This window comes from Bradyrhizobium sp. 44, assembly GCF_023073095.1.
Lineage (GTDB): Bacteria > Pseudomonadota > Alphaproteobacteria > Rhizobiales > Xanthobacteraceae > Bradyrhizobium.
In genome coordinates, this window is sequence record NZ_JADPIY010000020.1 from 161025 (window position 1) to 179281 (window position 18257).

Sequence of the window (18257 nt, forward strand, 5' to 3'; positions counted from 1 at the left end):
AGTAAAGGCCGACCATGAGCTCTGCGAAATTCGACATCGTCGTCTATGGCGCGACCGGCTTTACCGGCCAGCTCGTCGCCGAATATCTGACCCAGCATTACAAGAGCGACCATTCGCTCAAATGGGCGATGGCGGGCCGCAGCCTCGGCAAGCTGAAATCGGTGCGCGATGCGATCGGCGCACCCGGGAATACGGAGCTTATTGTCGCGGATGCGTCGGACCCGGCCTCGCTGAAGGCGATGGCGGAACGGACGATGTCGGTGATCACCACCGTCGGCCCGTATCAGCTCTATGGTGAGGAACTGCTCGCCGCCTGCGTCGCCACCGGCACGGATTATTTCGATCTCTGCGGCGAGCCGATCTGGATGCGCCAGATGATCGACAAGTACGAGGCGGCTGCGAAAGAGAGCGGCGCGCGGATCGTGTTTTCGTGCGGCTACGATTCCGTGCCGTTCGAGCTCGGTACGCTCTTCGTCCAGGAAGAGGCCAAACGTGTCTTCGGCGCGCCGGCCCCGCGGGTGAAAGGGCGTGTGCGCGACATGCGGGGCACGCTCTCGGGCGGCACCGCCGCGAGCGCGAAGGCGACCTTCGATGCGGTGGCCAAGGATCTCAGCCTTGTCGCCATTCTCAACGATCACTTTGCGCTGACGCCCGGCTTCACGGGCCCGAAGCAGCCGAAAGGCAACAGGGCCGCCTTCGAGGAGGACCTGCAATCCTGGGCGGCGCCGTTCATGATGGCGCTGATCAACACGCGCAACGTTCACCGCTCCAACATGCTGATGGGATTCCCCTACGGCCAGGACTTCGTCTATGACGAGATGGTCCTGACCGGTCCCGGCGAGAAGGGCGAAGCCAACGCCAAGCTCGTGATGGCTGCCAATGCGGGCAAGACCGGCCCCGACGCACCGAAGCCGGGCGAGGGGCCGTCGAAGGAAGAGCGCGAAAACGGCCTGTTCGATCTGCTCTATGTCGCGATCGCACCTGATGGCCGCATGGTCCGCGCCGGCGTCACCGGCGACCGCGATCCCGGCTACGGCTCGACCTCGAAGATGATCTCCGAATGCGCGATCTGCATGCTGCGCGACACGACCGACGTCGCAGCCGGCTTCTGGACCCCGGGCGCGGCGATGCAGCACAAGCTGATCAAGCGGCTGGTCGAGAACGCTGGGCTGACGTTCGAGGTGGAGAAGTAGAAGCGGTCACTTGCTACAATCACGGTGTCATCGTCCTGCTTGACCGGACGATCCAGTATTCCAGAGACGGCACTGATTGACTCGAGAGGCCGCGGCGTACTGAATGCCCGCCCCAGTGCGCAAGTGCGCACAAGGCGGGGCATGACAGCCTTCGTGCCGTTACACCGCCCGCGCATCATAAGCGTACATGAAATCCATGCCCTTTGCGCCCAGCGGCAACAGCCATTTCATCATCTGATTGCGTATCCACGCGCCGGTGGCGCTGAACTCGCGCTTGCTGTTGCCGTTGCGGCGGGCCATGGCGACGATCTTTTCCGTGCGCGGGCGCCGTTCGGCCTCGAAGGCCTGGAAGGTGGCGCCGAGCTCCTGGCCTTGCTGCATCAACCGGGCGAGGCGCATCGCATCCTCCAGCGCGAGCGAGGCGCCCTGGCCGGCATGGGGGCTGGTCGCATGGGCGGCATCGCCGATCAGCAGCGAGCGCTTGCGCGACCAGGTCGGCAGGGTGGCGACGTCGAGCGTGTCGGTGACCACGATGTTCTCGGCTGCCTCGATGATGCCAGAGATCGGATCGTGCCAGCCGCGGTGGAAGCCGCGCAGGTGCTGCTTCAGCGTTGCACGGTCGAGCGCGCGAAACATCGCCGCGTCCATGCCGTGCGCCGGCTGCGTGCTCCACCACATCACGCCGTCGTTCGGATCGGGACTGCAATAGCCGTAGCCGAAGAAGCCGCTTTGCCCGAACGTGGTCTCGACGTGGCGGCCGTTCGGCCGGCCGTCGAGGACGGCGTGCGGCACGAAGCCGCCGAAGCCGATCAGTCCGGTGTCGAACGGTTGCGGCCCGTCCGGCACCACCTGGCGCCGCGTCACCGAGTGCACGCCGTCGGCGCCAATCAGGAAATCGCCTTCGGCCGTGGTGCCGTCGGCGAAGTAGGCGATGATCGGCTGGTCGCCGCGATCCTCGATCTTGATCAGGCGCTTCTCGAAAAAGAGTGAAACGCACGCGCACCAGGCCTTGTCGATCAGCACCTCGTTCAGCGTGGCGCGGCAGACATTGACCGCTGGCTGGCCGAAGCGCCGCGCCATGTCGCGATTGATCGAGCCGAGCCTCTTCCCGCCTTGCGAATAGAAGTCGAACGATTCCGCGACCGAGCCGCGGCTGATCAGCTCGTTCGAAAGGCCGATCTCGTCCATGACCTGCATGCCGTTCGGTGCGATCTGAAGGCCGCCGCCGATGCCTTTCGAATAGGGCCAGGCCTCGTAGATCGCGGACTCGATGCCGGCGCGGCGCAGCAGGATCGCCGTCACGGGGCCGGCGATGCCGGCGCCGATGATGAGGGCCTTTCGAGGACGATAGGACATGGCTTGCTCCCGACGTTTCGGTGGTGCTAAGAGAATTACGGTTGCTAAATCTCTTAGTCAGTAAGATATATACCAACTAAGATACGAGGTCTGCCTTGTCAAGGACGAAGGCGCGCGCCGCGCTGCTGCAGGAACTCGAGGAGGCGATGCGCAGGTCGTCCGCGCAGGGCGTGCTTTATGGCCAGACCGTTGCGAACGTTGCCGGAATTGCCAATTCCGACCTCGAATGCATGGACATCCTGTATCTCGAAGGCCGTGTCACCGCCGGCCGGCTCGCCGAAGTCACGGGGCTCACGACCGGCGCCATCACGGGCGTGGTCGACCGGCTCGAAAAGGCGGGCCTGGTGCGTCGTGAGCGCGACGATGCCGATCGTCGCAAGGTCTTCATTGCCGTCGTGCCGGAGGCGATAGAACGGCTAGGCCAGTTCTACGTGCCGATGCAGCAGGCGATGGAGAAGGTTTTTGGCAGCTATTCCGACCAGGAATTGCGCCTGCTGCTGCGCTTCGCCAATGAGGGCTACAAGGGCGTGCTCGCGGCGACCGCGGCGCTGAAGGGCCTGCTCGACACGCCGCCGGAGAAACGCCCCGATCTCAAGCTGAAGAAGCTTCGTCGCCAGCCCTAGCCTTGTAGATCTGCGCAGCCGCGATCATGCCCCACATCGCGCCCAGCATCATCCAGAAGTGCCGCCAGTGGTCGGTGTCGATCACGAAGCTTTCGCCGACGGTGCCGACGAAGGCGGAGAACACCGCCAGATAAGCGCGCTGCCAGGGCACGGGCACGAAGATGTGCCTGATACCCATGATGACGGTCGTGAAGACCAGCGCGGGATAGCAGATGCCGGACAGCCAGCCGCCGGACATGAAGGCGTTGAGATAGGAGTTGTGGGTGTCCTCGGGGAAGAAGCGGTGGAATTGTAGAGGGCCGATGCCGAACGGCAGGTCGAGCGCCATCTCCGCTCCCAAGATGTGCCGGCCGAACCGGCCGAACCTGCCTTCGTCATAGCTCTGGTCGAAGCTCGCGCGCTGCTTGAACATCTCGGCGGTGGAATCGAACGACATCAACACCGCGATCAGCGCAAGGCCCAGCACCGCGGCCAGGATCGCCATGACGATGATACGCGAGCGTTGCGCGTTGGTGCGGCTGGTCAGCACCATCAGCGCCAGCATGAAGGCGGATGTCAGCACCAGCCCGCCCCAGGCGGCGCGGGAGAACGCCAGCAGGATCGCCAGCGACATGATGCCGAAGGCGATGACGTTGCGAAACGCCTTGCCGAACTTGTCGGAGACGACGCTCTGCAGGGAGAACAGTGCCGGCAGGATCAGGAAGGCGCCGAGCACGTTCGGGTCCTTGAAGGTGCCGCGCGCGCGTCCGTACAGTGTGAGGAGGTCGTCGCCGCCGGGAACCAGGTGGAAGTAGCCGGCGACCGCCAATAGCGAGGCGACCATCGCGCCGACCACGAGCCCGCGGCGGAGCATGTCGAGCCGGGCCGCGGTGTCCTCCGACGTGACCATGGCGAAGAACACGACTGTCACCGCCATGTACCAGGAGGTCGCAATCCAGCTGACCACCTCGGACTGCTCGAACAGCGGGATCGCGCTGATCGTGTAGCCGATATTGAGCAGGACCAGCATCAGCACCAGCGGCATCAAAGCGAGCCGCAGACGCAGGCCGGTGGCGAAGAAAGTGACGGTGGCCAGCAGCGTCACGATCTCGTAGGGGCTCGGCTCGATGAAGACGATCGCGCCGGAGGCGCCGACCAGCCATATCAGCGCCCGCTGAAGAGCCAGCACGCCGGGCGCAGCGCGAACCGCTGCATTCATCTCCCCGGCTGTTGCCGCATACGCCATCACACGCTCATACGTTTACGCAACTCATACGCCGACAAACACCGCTAGGTGCCCGCCTTCGCGGTGCACGACGGAAGACCACAACTCAATACGCATTCTCGTTCTTGGTCAGCAGCGAGATCGGCGTCTTCAGCAGAATCACGAGATCGAACAGCACCGACCAGTTCTCGATGTAATAGAGGTCAAACTCGACGCGTTTCTGGATCTTCTCTTCGTTGTCGATCTCGCCGCGCCAGCCGTTGATCTGGGCCCAGCCGGTGATGCCGGGCTTGACCCGGTGGCGGGCGAAATAGCCGTCGACGGCTTCGTCGAACAGGCGGCTCTGCAGCTTGCCCTGCACCGCATGCGGACGCGGGCCGACCAAAGAGAGATCGCCGGAGAAGACCACGTTGAAGAGCTGCGGCAGCTCGTCGAGGCTGGTCTTGCGGATGAAGCGGCCGACCCGGGTGACGCGCGAGTCGTTCTTGGTCACGACCTTCGAGGCCGTCGGATCCGCCTGATGATGGTACATCGAGCGGAACTTGTAGACGTCGATGCGCTCGTTGTTGAAGCCGAAGCGCTTTTGGCGGAATAGCACGGGGCCGGGGCTGTCGAGCTTAACTGCCAGCGCCACCAATCCCATCACCGGCAAGGCCACGAGCAGCGCGAGGGTGCCGACGACGCGGTCGAACAGCCATTTCATCACCAGATCCCAGTCGGTGATCGGCGCCTCGAACACGTCCAGCGTCGGCACCTCGCCGATATAGGAATAGGAGCGCGGACGGAAGCGCAGCTTGTTGGTGTGCGCGGAGAGGCGGATGTCCACCGGCAGCACCCAAAGCTTCTTCAGCATCTCCAGGATGCGCGTCTCGGCGGAGATCGGCAGAGCAAACAGCACGAGATCGACGCGGGTGCGGCGGGCGAACTCGACGATGTCGTCGACCTTGCCGAGCTTGCGCGCGCCGGCACAGGTTTCGAGCGCGCGGCTGTCGTTGCGGTCGTCGAACACGCCGAGCACGTGGATGTCGGAATCCTCCTGCGCTTTCAGCGCCTCGACCAATTGTTCGCCGTTGCGGTCGGAGCCGACGATGATGGTGCGGCGGTCGAGCCGGCCCTCGCGCCCCCAAGCGCGCACCAGCGAGCGCAGCACCAGACGCTCGCAGAGGAGCGCGGCGAGCCCGAGGACGTAAAAGGCGGCAAGCCACAACCGCGATATTTCGCTGCCGAACTTGGCGAAGAAGGAGATGCCGATGAACAGCAGGAAGACGAACGACCAGGACGAGATCATCCGCGTCATCTGCCGGAGCTGACCGCGGAACAGCTGCACCTGATAGATGTCGGCGGCCTGGAAGCAGACCACGGCTGAAACCGCGACGGCGATGACCTGCGCGGGATAGATCCAGCTGAAGGAGCCGGCGTGCGGCATGACATAGCCGAGATAGAGGACGATGCCGACGAGGCTCAGCAGCGCGAAATCGACGAGGCGTACGAAGCCGGTGATCACGATCGGTGAATAGGCGCGGGCGACTTTCTGGTTGACGACGTCGAGCGCGGCGGGCGAGAGCCGTTGACGCCGCTCCACAAAGGGCCGGTCAGCCGGCTTCGCCGCGGCGCTGGTCGCGGCATCGAGCATCGAGCGTGCGTTGAGCGGTTCCACGGGCGTCCACGTCCATTCCAAAAACCCGCGGGGCCGCGTCCTTGCGCCCCGGGCGAGCATCCCCTGGCGCTTGGATTATCGGACAAATCGGAAGATTCTCTAAAGCGGTCTTAAGGATGGTTAATGATTGGCAAATGCGTTGCGATAGCCCGCGAGCACGCCGTCGACCATCGCCTGCTGGGAGAAATGCGCGGAGATGCGCTCGCGAAGAGACGAGGCGCGCTGCGCTGTTCCCTGCGGATTGTCGAGCGCGGCCGCAATCGCTTCCGCCATGGCCTCCGCGTTGCTCGGCGCAAACAGCGCCGGGTTCTCCGCGCCGAAAATCTCGGGGATGCCGCCGATCTTGGACGCGATCATCGGAATGCCGGCGGCGCCGGCCTCGATCACGACATAGGGCATGGAATCGCCACGCGACGGGACGACCAGCAGCCGCCCCTTGGAGAAGCCGTAGCGTGCCTTGACGTGACCGATGAAGCGGATGGCACCGGAGAGGCCAAGCCTCTCGACTTGCGCCTTCAGCGCGGCGGTCTCCTCGCCGTCGCCGCCGAGCGTCAGTGTGACCTTCTTGCCGCCCTCGTGCAGGCGCGCCACCGCGTCGACCAGCAGATCGGCGCCCTTGATGTGCCTGAACTCACCAACATAAGCGAGGTCGGTGGCGTCGTCGGCCATGACGACAGGTTCGAATTCCTCCGGCGTCACGCCGTTGAAGACGCAATGCACCACGCCCTTCGGCTTGCCGACGATGCGCTGATAGGTGTCGCGGGCAAACGCGCTTTCGAACAGGAACAGGTCGGTCGCGTCCATCAGCGCACGCTCGAGCCGCGCGTAAAATTCGCCCTTGAGGGTGTTGAGGGGATAATGCAACGAGCCGCCATGCGGGGTGTAGATGCGGATGGTGTCGTCGGATCGCCGCCGCATGCGGATGAAAGCGCCGGCCTTGGCGCCGTGGCCGTGCATCACGTCGGGCTTGAGCGTGGCGATCAGGCGCCGCAAGCGGAACCAGACCAGGACATCGTCGGGCGAGGGTTCGCGGCGGATCGCCATCCGGTGCACGCCAAGCTTCAGCCGCGGCGCTAGCTCGGCAAGGGCCTTGTCGGCGCGCTCACCGCCGGTGAGGCTGTCGGCGAGGATGCCGACATGATGGCCACGATCGACCTGGCCGTTGGCGACGTCGAGGATGTGGCGGAAGATGCCGCCGACCGGAGCGCGCACGGCGTGCAGGATGCGAAGCGGCTGGTCGGGAGAGGGGGGCATGATCAAAACCAGCGCTCGACGGCGAATGCTCGAACAATCTCACGAAATATCGAGACGGATTAAGAGGCCCCGTGGTTAACAAACGGTGACGGACGTGCACGCGCGAGCTGCCGCACGCCACGATTAACCCAGCGGCAACCTTAATGGAGTGTAATCGCCCCGGTTGAGGTAGGTTCGTGGCGTTGCGCCTGCGGGAGTGTTCGATGCGTTTAGCGTTCTGGCGTGCCGGCAAGGACAAGGCGGTGGTCGAGCGGGCTGTCTCGAAGGTCGCAGCCAAGCGGGCCGAACTCGAGCCCAGCATTGAAGCGAAGCCTGCGTCCGTTGCTCCGCGGCCGGCGCCAGTCGAATCCGGCGACATCGACCTGCACGCGCTCGGTGCGGCATTGGCGCGCAAGCGCGGCTGGATCATCGTGCCGACGGTGCTGGCGCTGGTCGCATCAGTCGCGATCGTCAATCTCATCACGCCGCGCTACAAGTCCGAATCCCGCATCCTGATCGACGGCCGCGAGAACGTGTTTCTGCGCCCCAACAGTGATCGCGCCGAGGAACGGCAGGCGCTCGACGCCGAGGCCGTCACCAGCCAGGTGCAGCTCGTGCTGTCGCGCGATCTCGCGCGCGAGATCATCAAGAAGAACAAGCTTGCGGAACGGCCCGAGTTCGATCCGGTGCTGCAAGGCATTTCACCGCTGAAGTCGCTTGCGGCGCTGATCGGCATCGGCCGCGATCCGTTCTCGATGACGCCGGAAGAACGCGTGCTGGACGCTTATTACGAGCGCCTCCAGGCCTACGCCGTCGATAAGTCACGCGTGATCGTGATCGAATTCCAGTCTGCCGATCCCGATCTCGCCGTGCGCGTCGCCAATTCGATCGCCGACGGCTATCTCGTGCTCCAGCAGGATGCGCGTCAGGACCAGGCCCGAAACGCCAGCCAGTGGTATGCCGGCAGGATCGACGAGCTGCGACGGAATGTCTCTGAGGCCGAAGCGAAGGCCGAGGATTTCCGCTCCAAGTCGAGCCTGTTCGTCGGCACCAACAACACGACGCTGTCGAACCAGCAGATGGGCGAGGTCAACACCCAGCTCAACAATGCGCGCGCACTCAAGGCCGACGCCGAGTCCAAGGCGCGCCTGATCCGCGAGATGATCCAGAGCGGCAAACCGATCGAATCGTCCGAAGTGCTGAACTCGGAATCGATGCGCACGCCCTCCCAGCAGCGAGTGGCGTTGCGGGCGCAGCTAGCCGAGCAATCGTCGACGTTGCTCGGCAACCATCCACGCATCAAGGAATTGAAGGCACAGCTCGCCGACCTCGACACCCAGATCCGCGACGAGGCCGCCAAGCTCGCCCGCACGCTCGAAAACGATGCGCGCGCCGCCAGCGGCCGCGTTCAGGAATTGTCCGCAAGCCTCGAGCAGCTCAAGAAGCAGGCGACGGCCACCAACGGCCAGGACGTGCAGCTCCGCGCCCTCGAGCGTGAGGCCAAGGCCCAGCGCGACCTGCTCGAAACCTATCTCGCGAAGTACCGTGAAGCCAACACCCGCGAGACCATCGACACCGCGCCGACGGATGGCCGCATCATCTCGCGCGCCGTCGTCTCGAACACGCCGGCCTATCCGAAGAAGCTGCCGATCGTGCTGATCGCGACGGTCGCGACACTGCTGCTCTCGTCCGGCGTCGTCGTCACCGGAGAATTGTTGCGCCAGACCGCGCCCCGGGCGGTAGCGGTGTTCGCGCCGGCGCTCGCGCGGGCGTCGGCTCGCCAGGAACAGATCGTCCAACCGGTGGTGGTCGAGCCCTTCGTCGATCCAGTCATGGCAGAACCCGCGCCGCTTCAGCCGGAGATGACGGCTGACGTCGATGTCACCGAATTCGCGGAGATCGAACAGCTGGCCGACAGCCTGCGCGCCGCCGGGGCCATGGCGAAGAAAGTCACGGTGCTCGGCACCGCGAGCGGCGAAGCCATCACGCTGTCGGCGCTGACATTGGCCCGGCACCTGGCGCGCGACGCGCGGGTCGTCGTGGTCGATCTCGCCGCGTCCTCGCCGACCATGGCCGCCGTGTCCGTCGATGCCTCGGCCCCCGGCCTTGCCGAGCTCATGCAGGGCGAGGCATCGTTCGCGCAGATCATCACCCGGGACAAGGTCTCGCGGCTGCATCTGGTCATGGCCGGCCGCCCCGGCTTCGATCGCAGCCTGTTGCAGTCGCCGCGCGTGACGCTCGCGATCGACGCGTTGCTGCGCGCCTACGATCACGTGCTACTCGATGCCGGCAGTGCCTCCGACCTTCCGGCCGAGCTCCTGACGGCGAATGCCCGCGCCGTCGTGGTGCCTGAGGCGTCGATGACGCCGGATGCGCGCGCGCTGATGTGCGAGCAGCTCGGCGCCGTCGGCTTCAGCGAAGTGACGATGCTGAGCAGGTCCGTGCAGCCGTCGGATGCGAGGGACGCGCCACGCGTTGTGGCGGCGTAGGCGTTTCTTACCCTCTCCCCCTGTGGGAGAGGGGTGGCTCGCCGCGATAGCGGCGAGACGGGTGAGGGGTCTCTCTCCGCGCGTGCCTCTCGCATTTTGATTTGCTGATACAACCCCTCATCCGGCGCTTCGCGCCACCTTCTCCCACAAGGGGAGAAGGAGGGCAGTCGTGCAATGCGAGAGCTACCCGAACGCCCGCCGCAGCCGCTGCGCCAGGTCGAACAACATCTGGTTCTGTTTCACCAGCCGCTTGCCGTGGCTCAGCGAGGACATCGCCATGGCCGCGAGCTTTCCGCGTGACGTCAGCGGAACGAAACTGTCGAAGATGTCCTGGTCGTCCTTGCAGAACATCCGCTTGTACTCGTCCGAGCCGATGCCGAGGTCGAGCGAGCGGTAGCCGCGCTCGGCGCAGCGGTCGATGATGTAACGCATCAGGATCAGCCCGGGGCTGTAGCGGGCGTGCTCGGAAATCGTGTAGGTGTTGAACATCATCGAGAAGCGCTGGCCGTCGGCGACGCCGGCGAAGATCGCGATCACCTCGTCGTCGCATTCGAGCGCATGGATGTCGATGGCGCGGCCGTCACCGCGTGGCGCAAGGCAGGCGCTGCGGACGAATGGCTCGACGCCGGGCTCGGCGAAGACGTTGGGAAGCTTCTGTTCGGCCATCCGCGCCGGCTTGACGCGGAAGAACCAGTCGAGCAGGCGGGTGATGTCCGCATCGGTGGTCGCCAAATGATAGCGATAGCCGGCGAGCGCCTGGAGCTTCTTCTCCTTGCTCTTGAGGCGGCGGCGGAAGGAGTTGCTGATCCGCGATGCCGGCGGACCGCCCGGTTCCATCGTGAGCAGCGGGCAGCCGTTGATCGCGCTCTGGCGCGGCAAATGCGCGAACGGGTTCTGCTGGTCGTTCCAGTGCAGCGGCTGCTGCGTCAGTGCGAGAACGTCGGCATGCTCGCCGAGCGGCGCAAGCAGCGCGTCGAGATCGCCGATGGTGACCAGCGCTGCAAATTCGGCGTTCCACAGGCCCATGTTGAAGGTCGTATGCTTGCCGCCCATGAAGCAGGCCGTGCGGACGCCGTGGTTTTGGCGCAGCGAGAGCGGCAGCAGCAGCAGTGGCTGATGCTCGGCGTCGCGGGCCACGACGATGAAAGGGCGGGCGCGTTCGTGCTCGCCAACCAGACGCTGCCAGGGACTGAGCAGATCAAATCGCTGATAGGGCGTGAAGAGGTGGCCGGGCTGCTCGAAGGCGCGCCAGGCGGCCTCGGCCGCGCCGAGATCGGTCACGATATCGACATGCGCGATGCGGCCCGCTTTCGACCGCGCTGGCAATTCTGCCGTCCGGCTTTGCATCGCCGCAGCCATGGTCATTCGCGAACCTGTCGAGAAATCAAAAATGTGCGTAATTCGGCCTGTGGCCGACCTTTGCAAAGAAGTGTCAACAAAGAGTAATGACTATAAGAGGGGGAACGGCCGCCGACGGGCGCGAGGTGGGATATTGGCATCCGACGACAGATGGCTGGAACGGCTGCGCCTTGAGCTGACCTGGTTCACGGGGCAGGCTGCGCTGCGCAGTCGTGGTGCCGGCGCCATCCTGCGCTTTGCGCATGTGCGGCCGAGGCGGCACGGCGGGTTTCAGCCGCTGCGCGAGAACGAGATCACGCCGCATTTCCTCGATCGCGCCATTCGCGCGCTGAAGCGGTGGAAGTATGATTTTCTCGGCATGGACGAGGTCTGCCGGCGCGCGGTGACACTGTCGGAACACCGGCGCTTCGTGGCACTCACCTTCGACGGCGCCGGCAAGGACCTGATCGACTTTGCTTATCCGGTGCTGGCGCGCCATGCCGTGCCCTTCACGATCTATGTGCCCACGGCGTTTCCCGACGGCGTCGGTGAGGCCTGGTGGCTCGGACTCGAACAGGTGATCGCGCGCGAGAGCCGTGTCAGCCTGATGATGGGCGACAAGGAGCAGCGCTTCACGGTTACTGATAACGCCGAGAAGCAGGCGCTGTTTTCGTTCGTCGAGGCCTGGCTGCGCTCGCTGCCGCCGGCGGATGTGTCGGCCGCGATCGCAGACCTCTGTACGCGCTACCGGGTCGACCTTGCCGCGCTCTCACGCGAGGCATCGATGAATTGGGAGGATCTGGCAAGGATTGCGGCCGACCCGCTGGTGACGATCGGCAGTGCGACCGTGAACTATCCCGTTCTCGCCAACATGAAGGATGCGGCCGCGCTGCGCGAGATGACGATGGGCAAGGCAGTCGCGGAAGCGGCCTTCGATCGCGACATCCGGCATCTCGCCTTTCCGTTCGGCGATCGCGCCTCGTTCCGGCGCAGCCATGTCATCATGGCGGAGGAGGCCGGCTTTGCCAGCGCGGTGACGACGATCCCGGGTGTCGTGGACGCGGAGGGACGCACCAATCTGCGCGCGCTGCCGCGCATTTCCTGGGATGGCCGGGTGCGCTCGCTGCGCATCATGCGGGGGCTGGTGTCGGGGGTTGCTTTTGCGCCGGTGAAGCCGACCGGCACAGCCGCGACCTAGAAGCGCTACGAACTCGACTTGACCCGGTCGGGCCGCTGCATCCAGCTCACGATCGGCATCGCCGGCAGCACCCAGCCCATGCCGACCACCACGTAATAGATTGCCTGCCGCCAGCCGGACTCGGCGATCCAGGGCATCTGCGCCAGCGCCATGCCGAGCAGGGCCCAGACGGTGGCGAGCACCAGGAGCAGGATGGTGCCGAGGAACTTGCGGGTGCGGATCGTCATGACGGAATGTCGCGGCTTTCGCGTAACTTGCGCTGCGGAAGCGGGGGACTATAAGGGGCACGCAGTCCGGTTCAAGCTCTGGTTTTGCCTCGAATGACGACGATTTCCGCCCCGTCCGAGCCGCATCGCGCCGTGCGCTGGTGGCTGATCTCAGTGGCTGCGCTGATCGCGCTGATGGTGTTGGTCGGGGGCGCGACGCGGCTGACGGAATCCGGACTCTCGATCGTCGAATGGAAGCCGGTCGCGGGCAGCGTTCCGCCACTCTCGGAAGCGCAGTGGACGGCGGCCTTCGAGGCCTACAAGACGATCCCGCAATATCGCGAGCTCAACGCCGGCATGAGCCTGTCCGAGTTCAAGGAGATCTTCTGGTGGGAATGGAGCCACCGGCTGCTCGGCCGTTTCATCGGCGTCGCCTATCTGTTGCCGTTCCTGTTTTTCCTCTGGCGCGGTGGCCTGTCAGGCGAGTTGAAGCGGCGGTTGTGGCTGTTGTTCGGGCTCGGCGGGCTCCAGGGCGCGGTGGGGTGGTGGATGGTGGCCTCGGGGCTGTCTGAGCGCGTCGAGGTGTCGCAATATCGGCTGGCGACACACCTTGTGCTCGCGCTCGTGATCTTCGCCGGCATCGTCTGGACGGTGCGGCGGCTCGCCGAGCGTCCGCCGATCGCAGCACCCTCGCGGCTGCGCTTCACGAGCGCCTTGCTCCTGGTCGTGACCTTCATCCAGATCTATTTCGGTGCGCTGGTTGCGGGCTTGCGCGCCGGCCGCGCCTATAACACCTGGCCGCAGATCGACGGCGCGTTCATTCCCTCAGGGGAGCGGCTGTGGTTCGAGACGCCGTGGTGGCGCAACATGTTCGACAATGTGCTGACGGTGCAGTTCGAGCACCGTATGACGGCCTATGCGCTGTTCGCGCTGGCGGCGTTGCACGGGTTCGATGCGGTGCGTTCACGCGCGGGGTCTGCGGCGAGCGGCGCGCTTTTGCTGCTGGGCGCGGTCAGCCTGCAAGGCGTGCTCGGCATCCTCACGCTGCTCAACCAGGTGCCGATTGATCTCGCGCTCGCGCATCAGGCGGTCGTAATCGTGGTGCTGACGCTTGCGGTGATGCAGACCGAACGGCTCGCGACGCGTGGCGCAACCGAAGCGCAGCCGCGCGCCGTTCCCGTCGGTCAGGCCAGCTGATCGGATCTGCTCTTCAGCAATAGCCGTAGATGCCGCACGAATAGGGCAGGCGCCAGAAATAATCGACCTGCTTCCCGCCGTAATACGCGCCCTGGTAATCGTAGTCCCAGGGGCGGCCGTAATAGCCCGGCAGCGTATGCGAGCCCGGCAGTAGTGGCGTACCCGGCAAATTGCGGATGTAGCTGCCGATGCCGTAGGCCGGCGAGATTAGCGCATCCGGATCGGTCTCGACATAAACCTGCGGCGGCTCCTGTGGCGGAGCGGCCGCCCGCCGCCTCGGCGTGGCCGGCAAATCGGCCGCAATCGCAGCTGAGACCGTCAGCATCGCCGCAAGGGCAGGCACCATCCAGCGCAGCATCGTCGGCTCCGAATCAAAAGGGGCGATCCAGTGACGATGTATACGGCAGATATGGTTAATGACTGTTAACTGGAGCCATATTCCGGGGCGCTCAGGCGCCCCGGAATGACCACGACAGCTACGCGCCCAGCGCCTGCTCCAGATCGGCGATCAAATCTTCCTTGTCCTCGATGCCGATCGAGAGCCGCACCACGTCGGGGCCGGCGCCGGACTTGACCTTGGCGGCGTCGTCGAGCTGGCTGTGCGTGGTCGAGGCCGGATGGATGACCAGCGAGCGGGTGTCGCCGACATTGGCCAGATGCGAGAACAGCTGCAACTTCGACACCAGGCTGACACCGGCGTCGTAGCCGCCCTTCAGGCTGAAGGTGAACACGGCGCCGGCACCCTTCGGTGCGTATTTGCGCGCGAGCTGGTTGTACTTGTCGCTTGCAAGGCCCGCATAGTTCACCGCGGCCACCGCCGGATGGCCGGCGAGGAATTCGGCGACCGCTTTCGCATTGTCGCAGTGCTTCTGCATGCGCAGCGGCAATGTCTCGATGCCGGTGAGGATCATGAAGGCGTTGAACGGCGACAGCGCCGGTCCGAGGTCGCGCAGGCCGAGTACGCGGCAGGCGATCGCGAAGGCGAAATTGCCAAACGTCTCCTGCAGCCGGATGCCGTGATATTCGGGCCGCGGCTCCGACAGCATCGGATATTTGCCGCCGGTCGACCAGTCGAAGGTGCCGGCATCGACGATGATGCCGCCGATCGAATTGCCATGGCCGCCGAGAAATTTCGTCAGCGAGTGCACGACGATGTCGGCACCGTGGTCGATGGGACGGATCAGATAGGGCGAGGCCAGCGTGTTGTCGACGATCAGCGGTACGCCGGCCTTGCGCGCCACCGTCGAGATCGCCTCGATGTCGGTGATGCTGCCGGCGGGATTGGCGATGGACTCGATGAAGATCGCTTTCGTGCGCGGCGTGACCGCGCGTTCGAAGCTCGCGATGTCGTCGGGATCGGCCCACACCACGTTCCAGCCGAAGCTCTTGAACGCGTGCGTGAACTGGTTGATCGAGCCGCCATAGAGCTTTCGCGCGGCGATGAACTCGTCGCCGGGCTGGAGCAATTGCTGCAGCACCACGACCTGCGCGGCATGGCCCGAGGCCACCGCAAGCGCGGCCGTGCCGCCTTCGAGCGCCGCGACGCGCTCTTCCAGCACCGCATTGGTGGGATTGCCGATGCGGGTATAGATGTTGCCGAACGCCTGCAGGCCGAACAGAGAGGCGGCGTGGTCGGCGTCGTTGAAGACGAACGACGTCGTCTGATAGATCGGAGTCGCGCGCGCACCGGTCGTGGGATCGGGCTGTGCACCGGCATGCACGGCGAGGGTCGAAAATCCCGGAAGGCGATCGCTCATTGAGGGCGTCCTGTTCTTGTGGTCTGAAATCGCGCGGCATGCTGATTGGCGCCGCGGCTGCCGTCAAGGCGCGGCTTCACATCGGAACGATCGTGCTACGCATTGTCGCGTTCGCGAAATGAAACCTTCGCAATTGCGTCAGCTTTGCTCGCTCTTGTTCTTGGCGGCGCGGTCCGATGCCGCGGTGTCGCCGCCGCCGACACTCATCCGATTGAGGGATAAGCGCATGCCCTGCGTCGGCACCGGGGCGCGTTTGGAGCTCAGCGTGCGTGAATTGACGCCCATCCAGGAGATCTCCGACGACAGGCGGCCATATTCGATCTTGGGACAGCGGTTCATCACCACCTTGATACCGACCGATTCCGCCTTCAGCGCCGCCGCATCGTCCCGCGCCCCCAGCTGCATCCAGATCACCATCGGCAGCGGATCGAGGGTGAGGGCTTCCTCGACCACCGGCATGATGTGGCTGGAGTTGCGGAAAATGTCGATCATGTCGACGGGACGGCCGATGTCGGACAGCGAGGCGACGAAGGGTTTTCCGAGCAGCTCCTTGCCGACATGGCCGGGGTTGACCGGAATCATGTCGTAGCCGCGCTGGGCCAGATATTTGAACGCGAAATAGCTTGGCCGCACGTTGGCAGGCGAAGCGCCGACCATCGCGATCGACTTCACGTTGTTGAGGATGCCCCGGATGTAATTGTCGGGATAGGCGTCGTGGTTCATTGGCTTATCTTTTCGGGCTCATCTTTTCGCTGTCATTGCGAGGAGCGAAGCGACGAAGCAATCCAGTCTGCCTCCGAGGAGGGATTTCTGGATTGCTTCGCTTCGCTCGCAATGACGAATTACTCGTCCCGCCATGTCGGCGTGCGCTTCTCGATGAAAGCGCCGATGCCTTCCTCGGCGTCTCGCGCCATCATGTTGTCGGTCATCACCTCTGCCGCATAGCGATAGGCGTCTGCAAGGCTCATCTCGGCCTGGCGATAGAACGCCTCCTTGCCGAGCTTGACGGTATAGGCGGATTTCAGCGCGACCTGTTCGGCGAGCGCAATGGCGGCAGCGCGCTCAGTGCCGGCCGCGACGACACGATTGACGAGGCCGATCTCGCGGGCGCGCGCGGCCGGGATCGGCTCGCCCGTCAGCAGCATCTCCATCGCCTGCTTGCGCGGCACGTTGCGCGACAGCGCCACCATCGGCGTCGAGCAGAACAGGCCGATGTCGACGCCGGGCGTGGCGAAGTGTGCTGCTTCCGAGGCGATGGCGAGATCGCAGCTTGCCACGAGCTGGCAGCCCGCGGCGGTCGCAATGCCCTGGACCGATGCGACCACAGGCTTGGGCAGGTGCACGATCGCCTGCATCATCGCGCTGCAGGCGGTCATCATCTCGGCGAAGAAGGCACGGCCACGGTCCGGGTCGGTGCGGCGCGCGGTCAGCTCCTTCATGTCGTGGCCGGCGGAGAAGGCGGGACCGTTGGCCGCGATCACGACCCCGCGGACGGACTTGTCGTCCCGGATCTCGTTGAGCTCGGCATGCAGGCTTGCGATCAGCGTCGCCGACAGGCTGTTGCGGGCGGCCGGGCGGTTGAGGGTCAGGACCGCGATGGGGCCCACGGTCTCGCGCAGCAGGATCGGTGGTTGCGGGGAGGGGACGCGGGCGGCCTGGACGGACATCAAAGCGTTTCCGGTTGGATTATTGCGATTGGATGACGCAGATAACTTAATGTAACAGGGGACGTGAAGCGAGGGTGAGGGGTAGCATGGCGTTAGCGAAAATGAGCGTGGCGGAGCTCGAGCAGTTCCTCCGCAACGAGTTTCCCCAGGCCTTCAGCGGCGACGACATCACGATCGAGAGCGCGGACGGTCAGGCCTGCCTTTTGCGTCAGCGCTATAGCGAAAAGATGCTGCGGCCGGGCGGAACCGTGTCCGGCCCGACCCTGATGGCACTCGCCGATTTCGCGATGTACGTGGTGCTGTTGTCCGCGATCGGGCCGATCGGGCTCGCCGTCACCACCAATCTCAACATCAACTTCCTGCGCAAGGGGCAACCCGGGCAGGACGTGCTGGCGGAGGCGCGGCTGCTCAAGCTCGGCAAGCGCCTCGCGGTCGGTGAGGTGAAGCTGTTGTCCGGTACCTCGCCCGATCCGATTGCCCATGTCACCTCGACCTATTCCATTCCAAACGTTTGAGCTTTTTGCGGGTATGTTAATACCATATTTCTAAGCAATTGATATCGCACATGTAAATTACGCCTTTGGGCATTGACCGCGGCGCCCCCGTTCTCTAGAAAACCGCCCAGTCCGGTGCGGTGTTCGCGCCGATGCTCCCCGTCCACGGAAACTCTGACATGAAAACCTTTTCGGCAAAGCCGGCTGAGGTGACGAAGAAGTGGGTATTGATCGACGCCAAGGGTCTGGTCGTCGGCCGTCTCGCCACCATCGTCGCCATGCGCCTGCGCGGCAAGCACCTCCCGACCTACACCCCGCACGTTGATTGCGGCGACAACATCATCATCATCAACGCGCAGTATGCGGTTCTCACCGGCCGCAAGCGCGAGCAGAAGACCTATTACAAGCACACCGGTTACGTCGGCCACATCAAGGAGCGCACCGCGCGCCAGATCCTCGAGGGCAAGCATCCCGAGCGCGTGCTCGAGAAGGCCGTCGAGCGCATGATCCCGCGTGGTCCGCTCGGTCGCGTCCAGATGGGCAACCTCCGCGTCTATGGCGGCGCCGATCATCCGCACGAGGCCCAGACGCCCGAGAAGATCGACATCGCCAAGTTGAACCGCAAGAACACGAGGGCCGCATAAC

At 64.7% G+C, this 18257-nt stretch carries 17 protein-coding genes; 7 read left to right on the forward strand and 10 right to left on the reverse strand.

All coding sequences use genetic code 11. From position 1 onward, the window contains the following. The first annotated feature begins 14 nt into the window (after window positions 1–14). Window positions 15–1193, forward strand: a complete 1179-nt coding sequence (locus tag IVB41_RS22950; RefSeq protein WP_247435217.1) for a trans-acting enoyl reductase family protein — start codon at window positions 15–17, stop codon at window positions 1191–1193. 159 nt (window positions 1194–1352) lie between these two features. On the opposite strand, the gene IVB41_RS22955 is transcribed toward IVB41_RS22950, so the two are convergent. Further along, window positions 1353–2549, reverse strand: coding sequence for an FAD-dependent monooxygenase (locus tag IVB41_RS22955; protein ID WP_247435220.1), 1197 nt, complete (start codon window positions 2547–2549; stop codon window positions 1353–1355). A gap of 146 nt (window positions 2550–2695) precedes the next feature. On the opposite strand from IVB41_RS22955, the gene IVB41_RS22960 reads away from it, so the two are divergent. After that, complete coding sequence (locus tag IVB41_RS22960; protein ID WP_051448502.1) at window positions 2696–3172, forward strand: MarR family transcriptional regulator; 477 nt, start codon at window positions 2696–2698, stop codon at window positions 3170–3172. Here the strand turns inward: IVB41_RS22960 and IVB41_RS22965 are convergent. From IVB41_RS22965 to IVB41_RS22975, 3 genes are all read right to left on the reverse strand, one after another. Further along, on the reverse strand, window positions 3141–4397 hold the full coding sequence (locus tag IVB41_RS22965) for an O-antigen ligase (protein WP_247435225.1): 1257 nt from the start codon (window positions 4395–4397) through the stop codon (window positions 3141–3143). The genes IVB41_RS22960 and IVB41_RS22965 overlap by 32 nt on opposite strands. Window positions 4398–4482: 85 nt before the next feature. After that, entirely contained in the window at window positions 4483–6033 is a 1551-nt protein-coding gene (locus IVB41_RS22970) for an undecaprenyl-phosphate glucose phosphotransferase (protein ID WP_247435228.1), read from the reverse strand. Window positions 6034–6153: 120 nt separating this feature from the next. After that, on the reverse strand, window positions 6154–7287 hold the full coding sequence (locus tag IVB41_RS22975; RefSeq protein ID WP_247289422.1) for a glycosyltransferase family 4 protein: 1134 nt from the start codon (window positions 7285–7287) through the stop codon (window positions 6154–6156). Window positions 7288–7490: 203 nt separating this feature from the next. On the opposite strand from IVB41_RS22975, the gene IVB41_RS22980 reads away from it, so the two are divergent. Further along, entirely contained in the window at window positions 7491–9755 is a 2265-nt protein-coding gene (locus IVB41_RS22980; protein WP_247435232.1) for an exopolysaccharide transport family protein, read from the forward strand. A 183-nt stretch (window positions 9756–9938) separates the two neighbouring features. Here IVB41_RS22980 and IVB41_RS22985 read toward each other — a convergent pair whose 3' ends face one another. Then, entirely contained in the window at window positions 9939–11120 is a 1182-nt protein-coding gene (locus IVB41_RS22985) for a GNAT family N-acetyltransferase (RefSeq protein ID WP_247435235.1), read from the reverse strand. Window positions 11121–11247: 127 nt separating this feature from the next. Between IVB41_RS22985 and IVB41_RS22990 the strand changes: the two genes are divergently transcribed. Then, window positions 11248–12291, forward strand: a complete 1044-nt coding sequence (locus IVB41_RS22990) for a polysaccharide deacetylase family protein (protein WP_247435238.1) — start codon at window positions 11248–11250, stop codon at window positions 12289–12291. A gap of 5 nt (window positions 12292–12296) precedes the next feature. Here IVB41_RS22990 and IVB41_RS22995 read toward each other — a convergent pair whose 3' ends face one another. Next, a complete protein-coding gene (locus tag IVB41_RS22995) occupies window positions 12297–12518 on the reverse strand; it encodes a DUF2842 domain-containing protein (protein WP_247289430.1) in 222 nt (73 codons plus the stop codon). A 93-nt stretch (window positions 12519–12611) separates the two neighbouring features. Between IVB41_RS22995 and IVB41_RS23000 the strand changes: the two genes are divergently transcribed. Then, entirely contained in the window at window positions 12612–13694 is a 1083-nt protein-coding gene (locus IVB41_RS23000) for a COX15/CtaA family protein (protein WP_247435241.1), read from the forward strand. A gap of 13 nt (window positions 13695–13707) precedes the next feature. Here IVB41_RS23000 and IVB41_RS23005 read toward each other — a convergent pair whose 3' ends face one another. The 4 genes from IVB41_RS23005 to IVB41_RS23020 all read right to left on the reverse strand — a co-directional run bounded on the left by IVB41_RS23005 (window position 13708) and on the right by IVB41_RS23020 (window position 17118). Then, the gene (locus IVB41_RS23005) at window positions 13708–14052 is read right to left on the reverse strand and encodes a hypothetical protein (RefSeq protein WP_247289433.1); all 345 of its coding nucleotides are present in this window, start codon (window positions 14050–14052) and stop codon (window positions 13708–13710) included. A 118-nt stretch (window positions 14053–14170) separates the two neighbouring features. Beyond that, complete coding sequence (locus tag IVB41_RS23010; protein ID WP_027567230.1) at window positions 14171–15451, reverse strand: O-acetylhomoserine aminocarboxypropyltransferase; 1281 nt, start codon at window positions 15449–15451, stop codon at window positions 14171–14173. Window positions 15452–15589: 138 nt separating this feature from the next. Then, a complete protein-coding gene (locus IVB41_RS23015) occupies window positions 15590–16174 on the reverse strand; it encodes a CoA-binding protein (RefSeq protein WP_247356251.1) in 585 nt (194 codons plus the stop codon). 119 nt (window positions 16175–16293) lie between these two features. Further along, the gene (locus IVB41_RS23020; RefSeq protein WP_247289437.1) at window positions 16294–17118 is read right to left on the reverse strand and encodes an enoyl-CoA hydratase; all 825 of its coding nucleotides are present in this window, start codon (window positions 17116–17118) and stop codon (window positions 16294–16296) included. A gap of 86 nt (window positions 17119–17204) precedes the next feature. Between IVB41_RS23020 and IVB41_RS23025 the strand changes: the two genes are divergently transcribed. Further along, window positions 17205–17633: a PaaI family thioesterase gene (locus IVB41_RS23025; protein ID WP_007603483.1), complete on the forward strand. Its 429-nt coding sequence runs from the start codon at window positions 17205–17207 to the stop codon at window positions 17631–17633. A gap of 158 nt (window positions 17634–17791) precedes the next feature. Further along, on the forward strand, window positions 17792–18256 hold the full coding sequence (rplM, locus tag IVB41_RS23030; protein WP_007603484.1) for a 50S ribosomal protein L13: 465 nt from the start codon (window positions 17792–17794) through the stop codon (window positions 18254–18256). Window position 18257 lies beyond the last annotated feature (1 nt).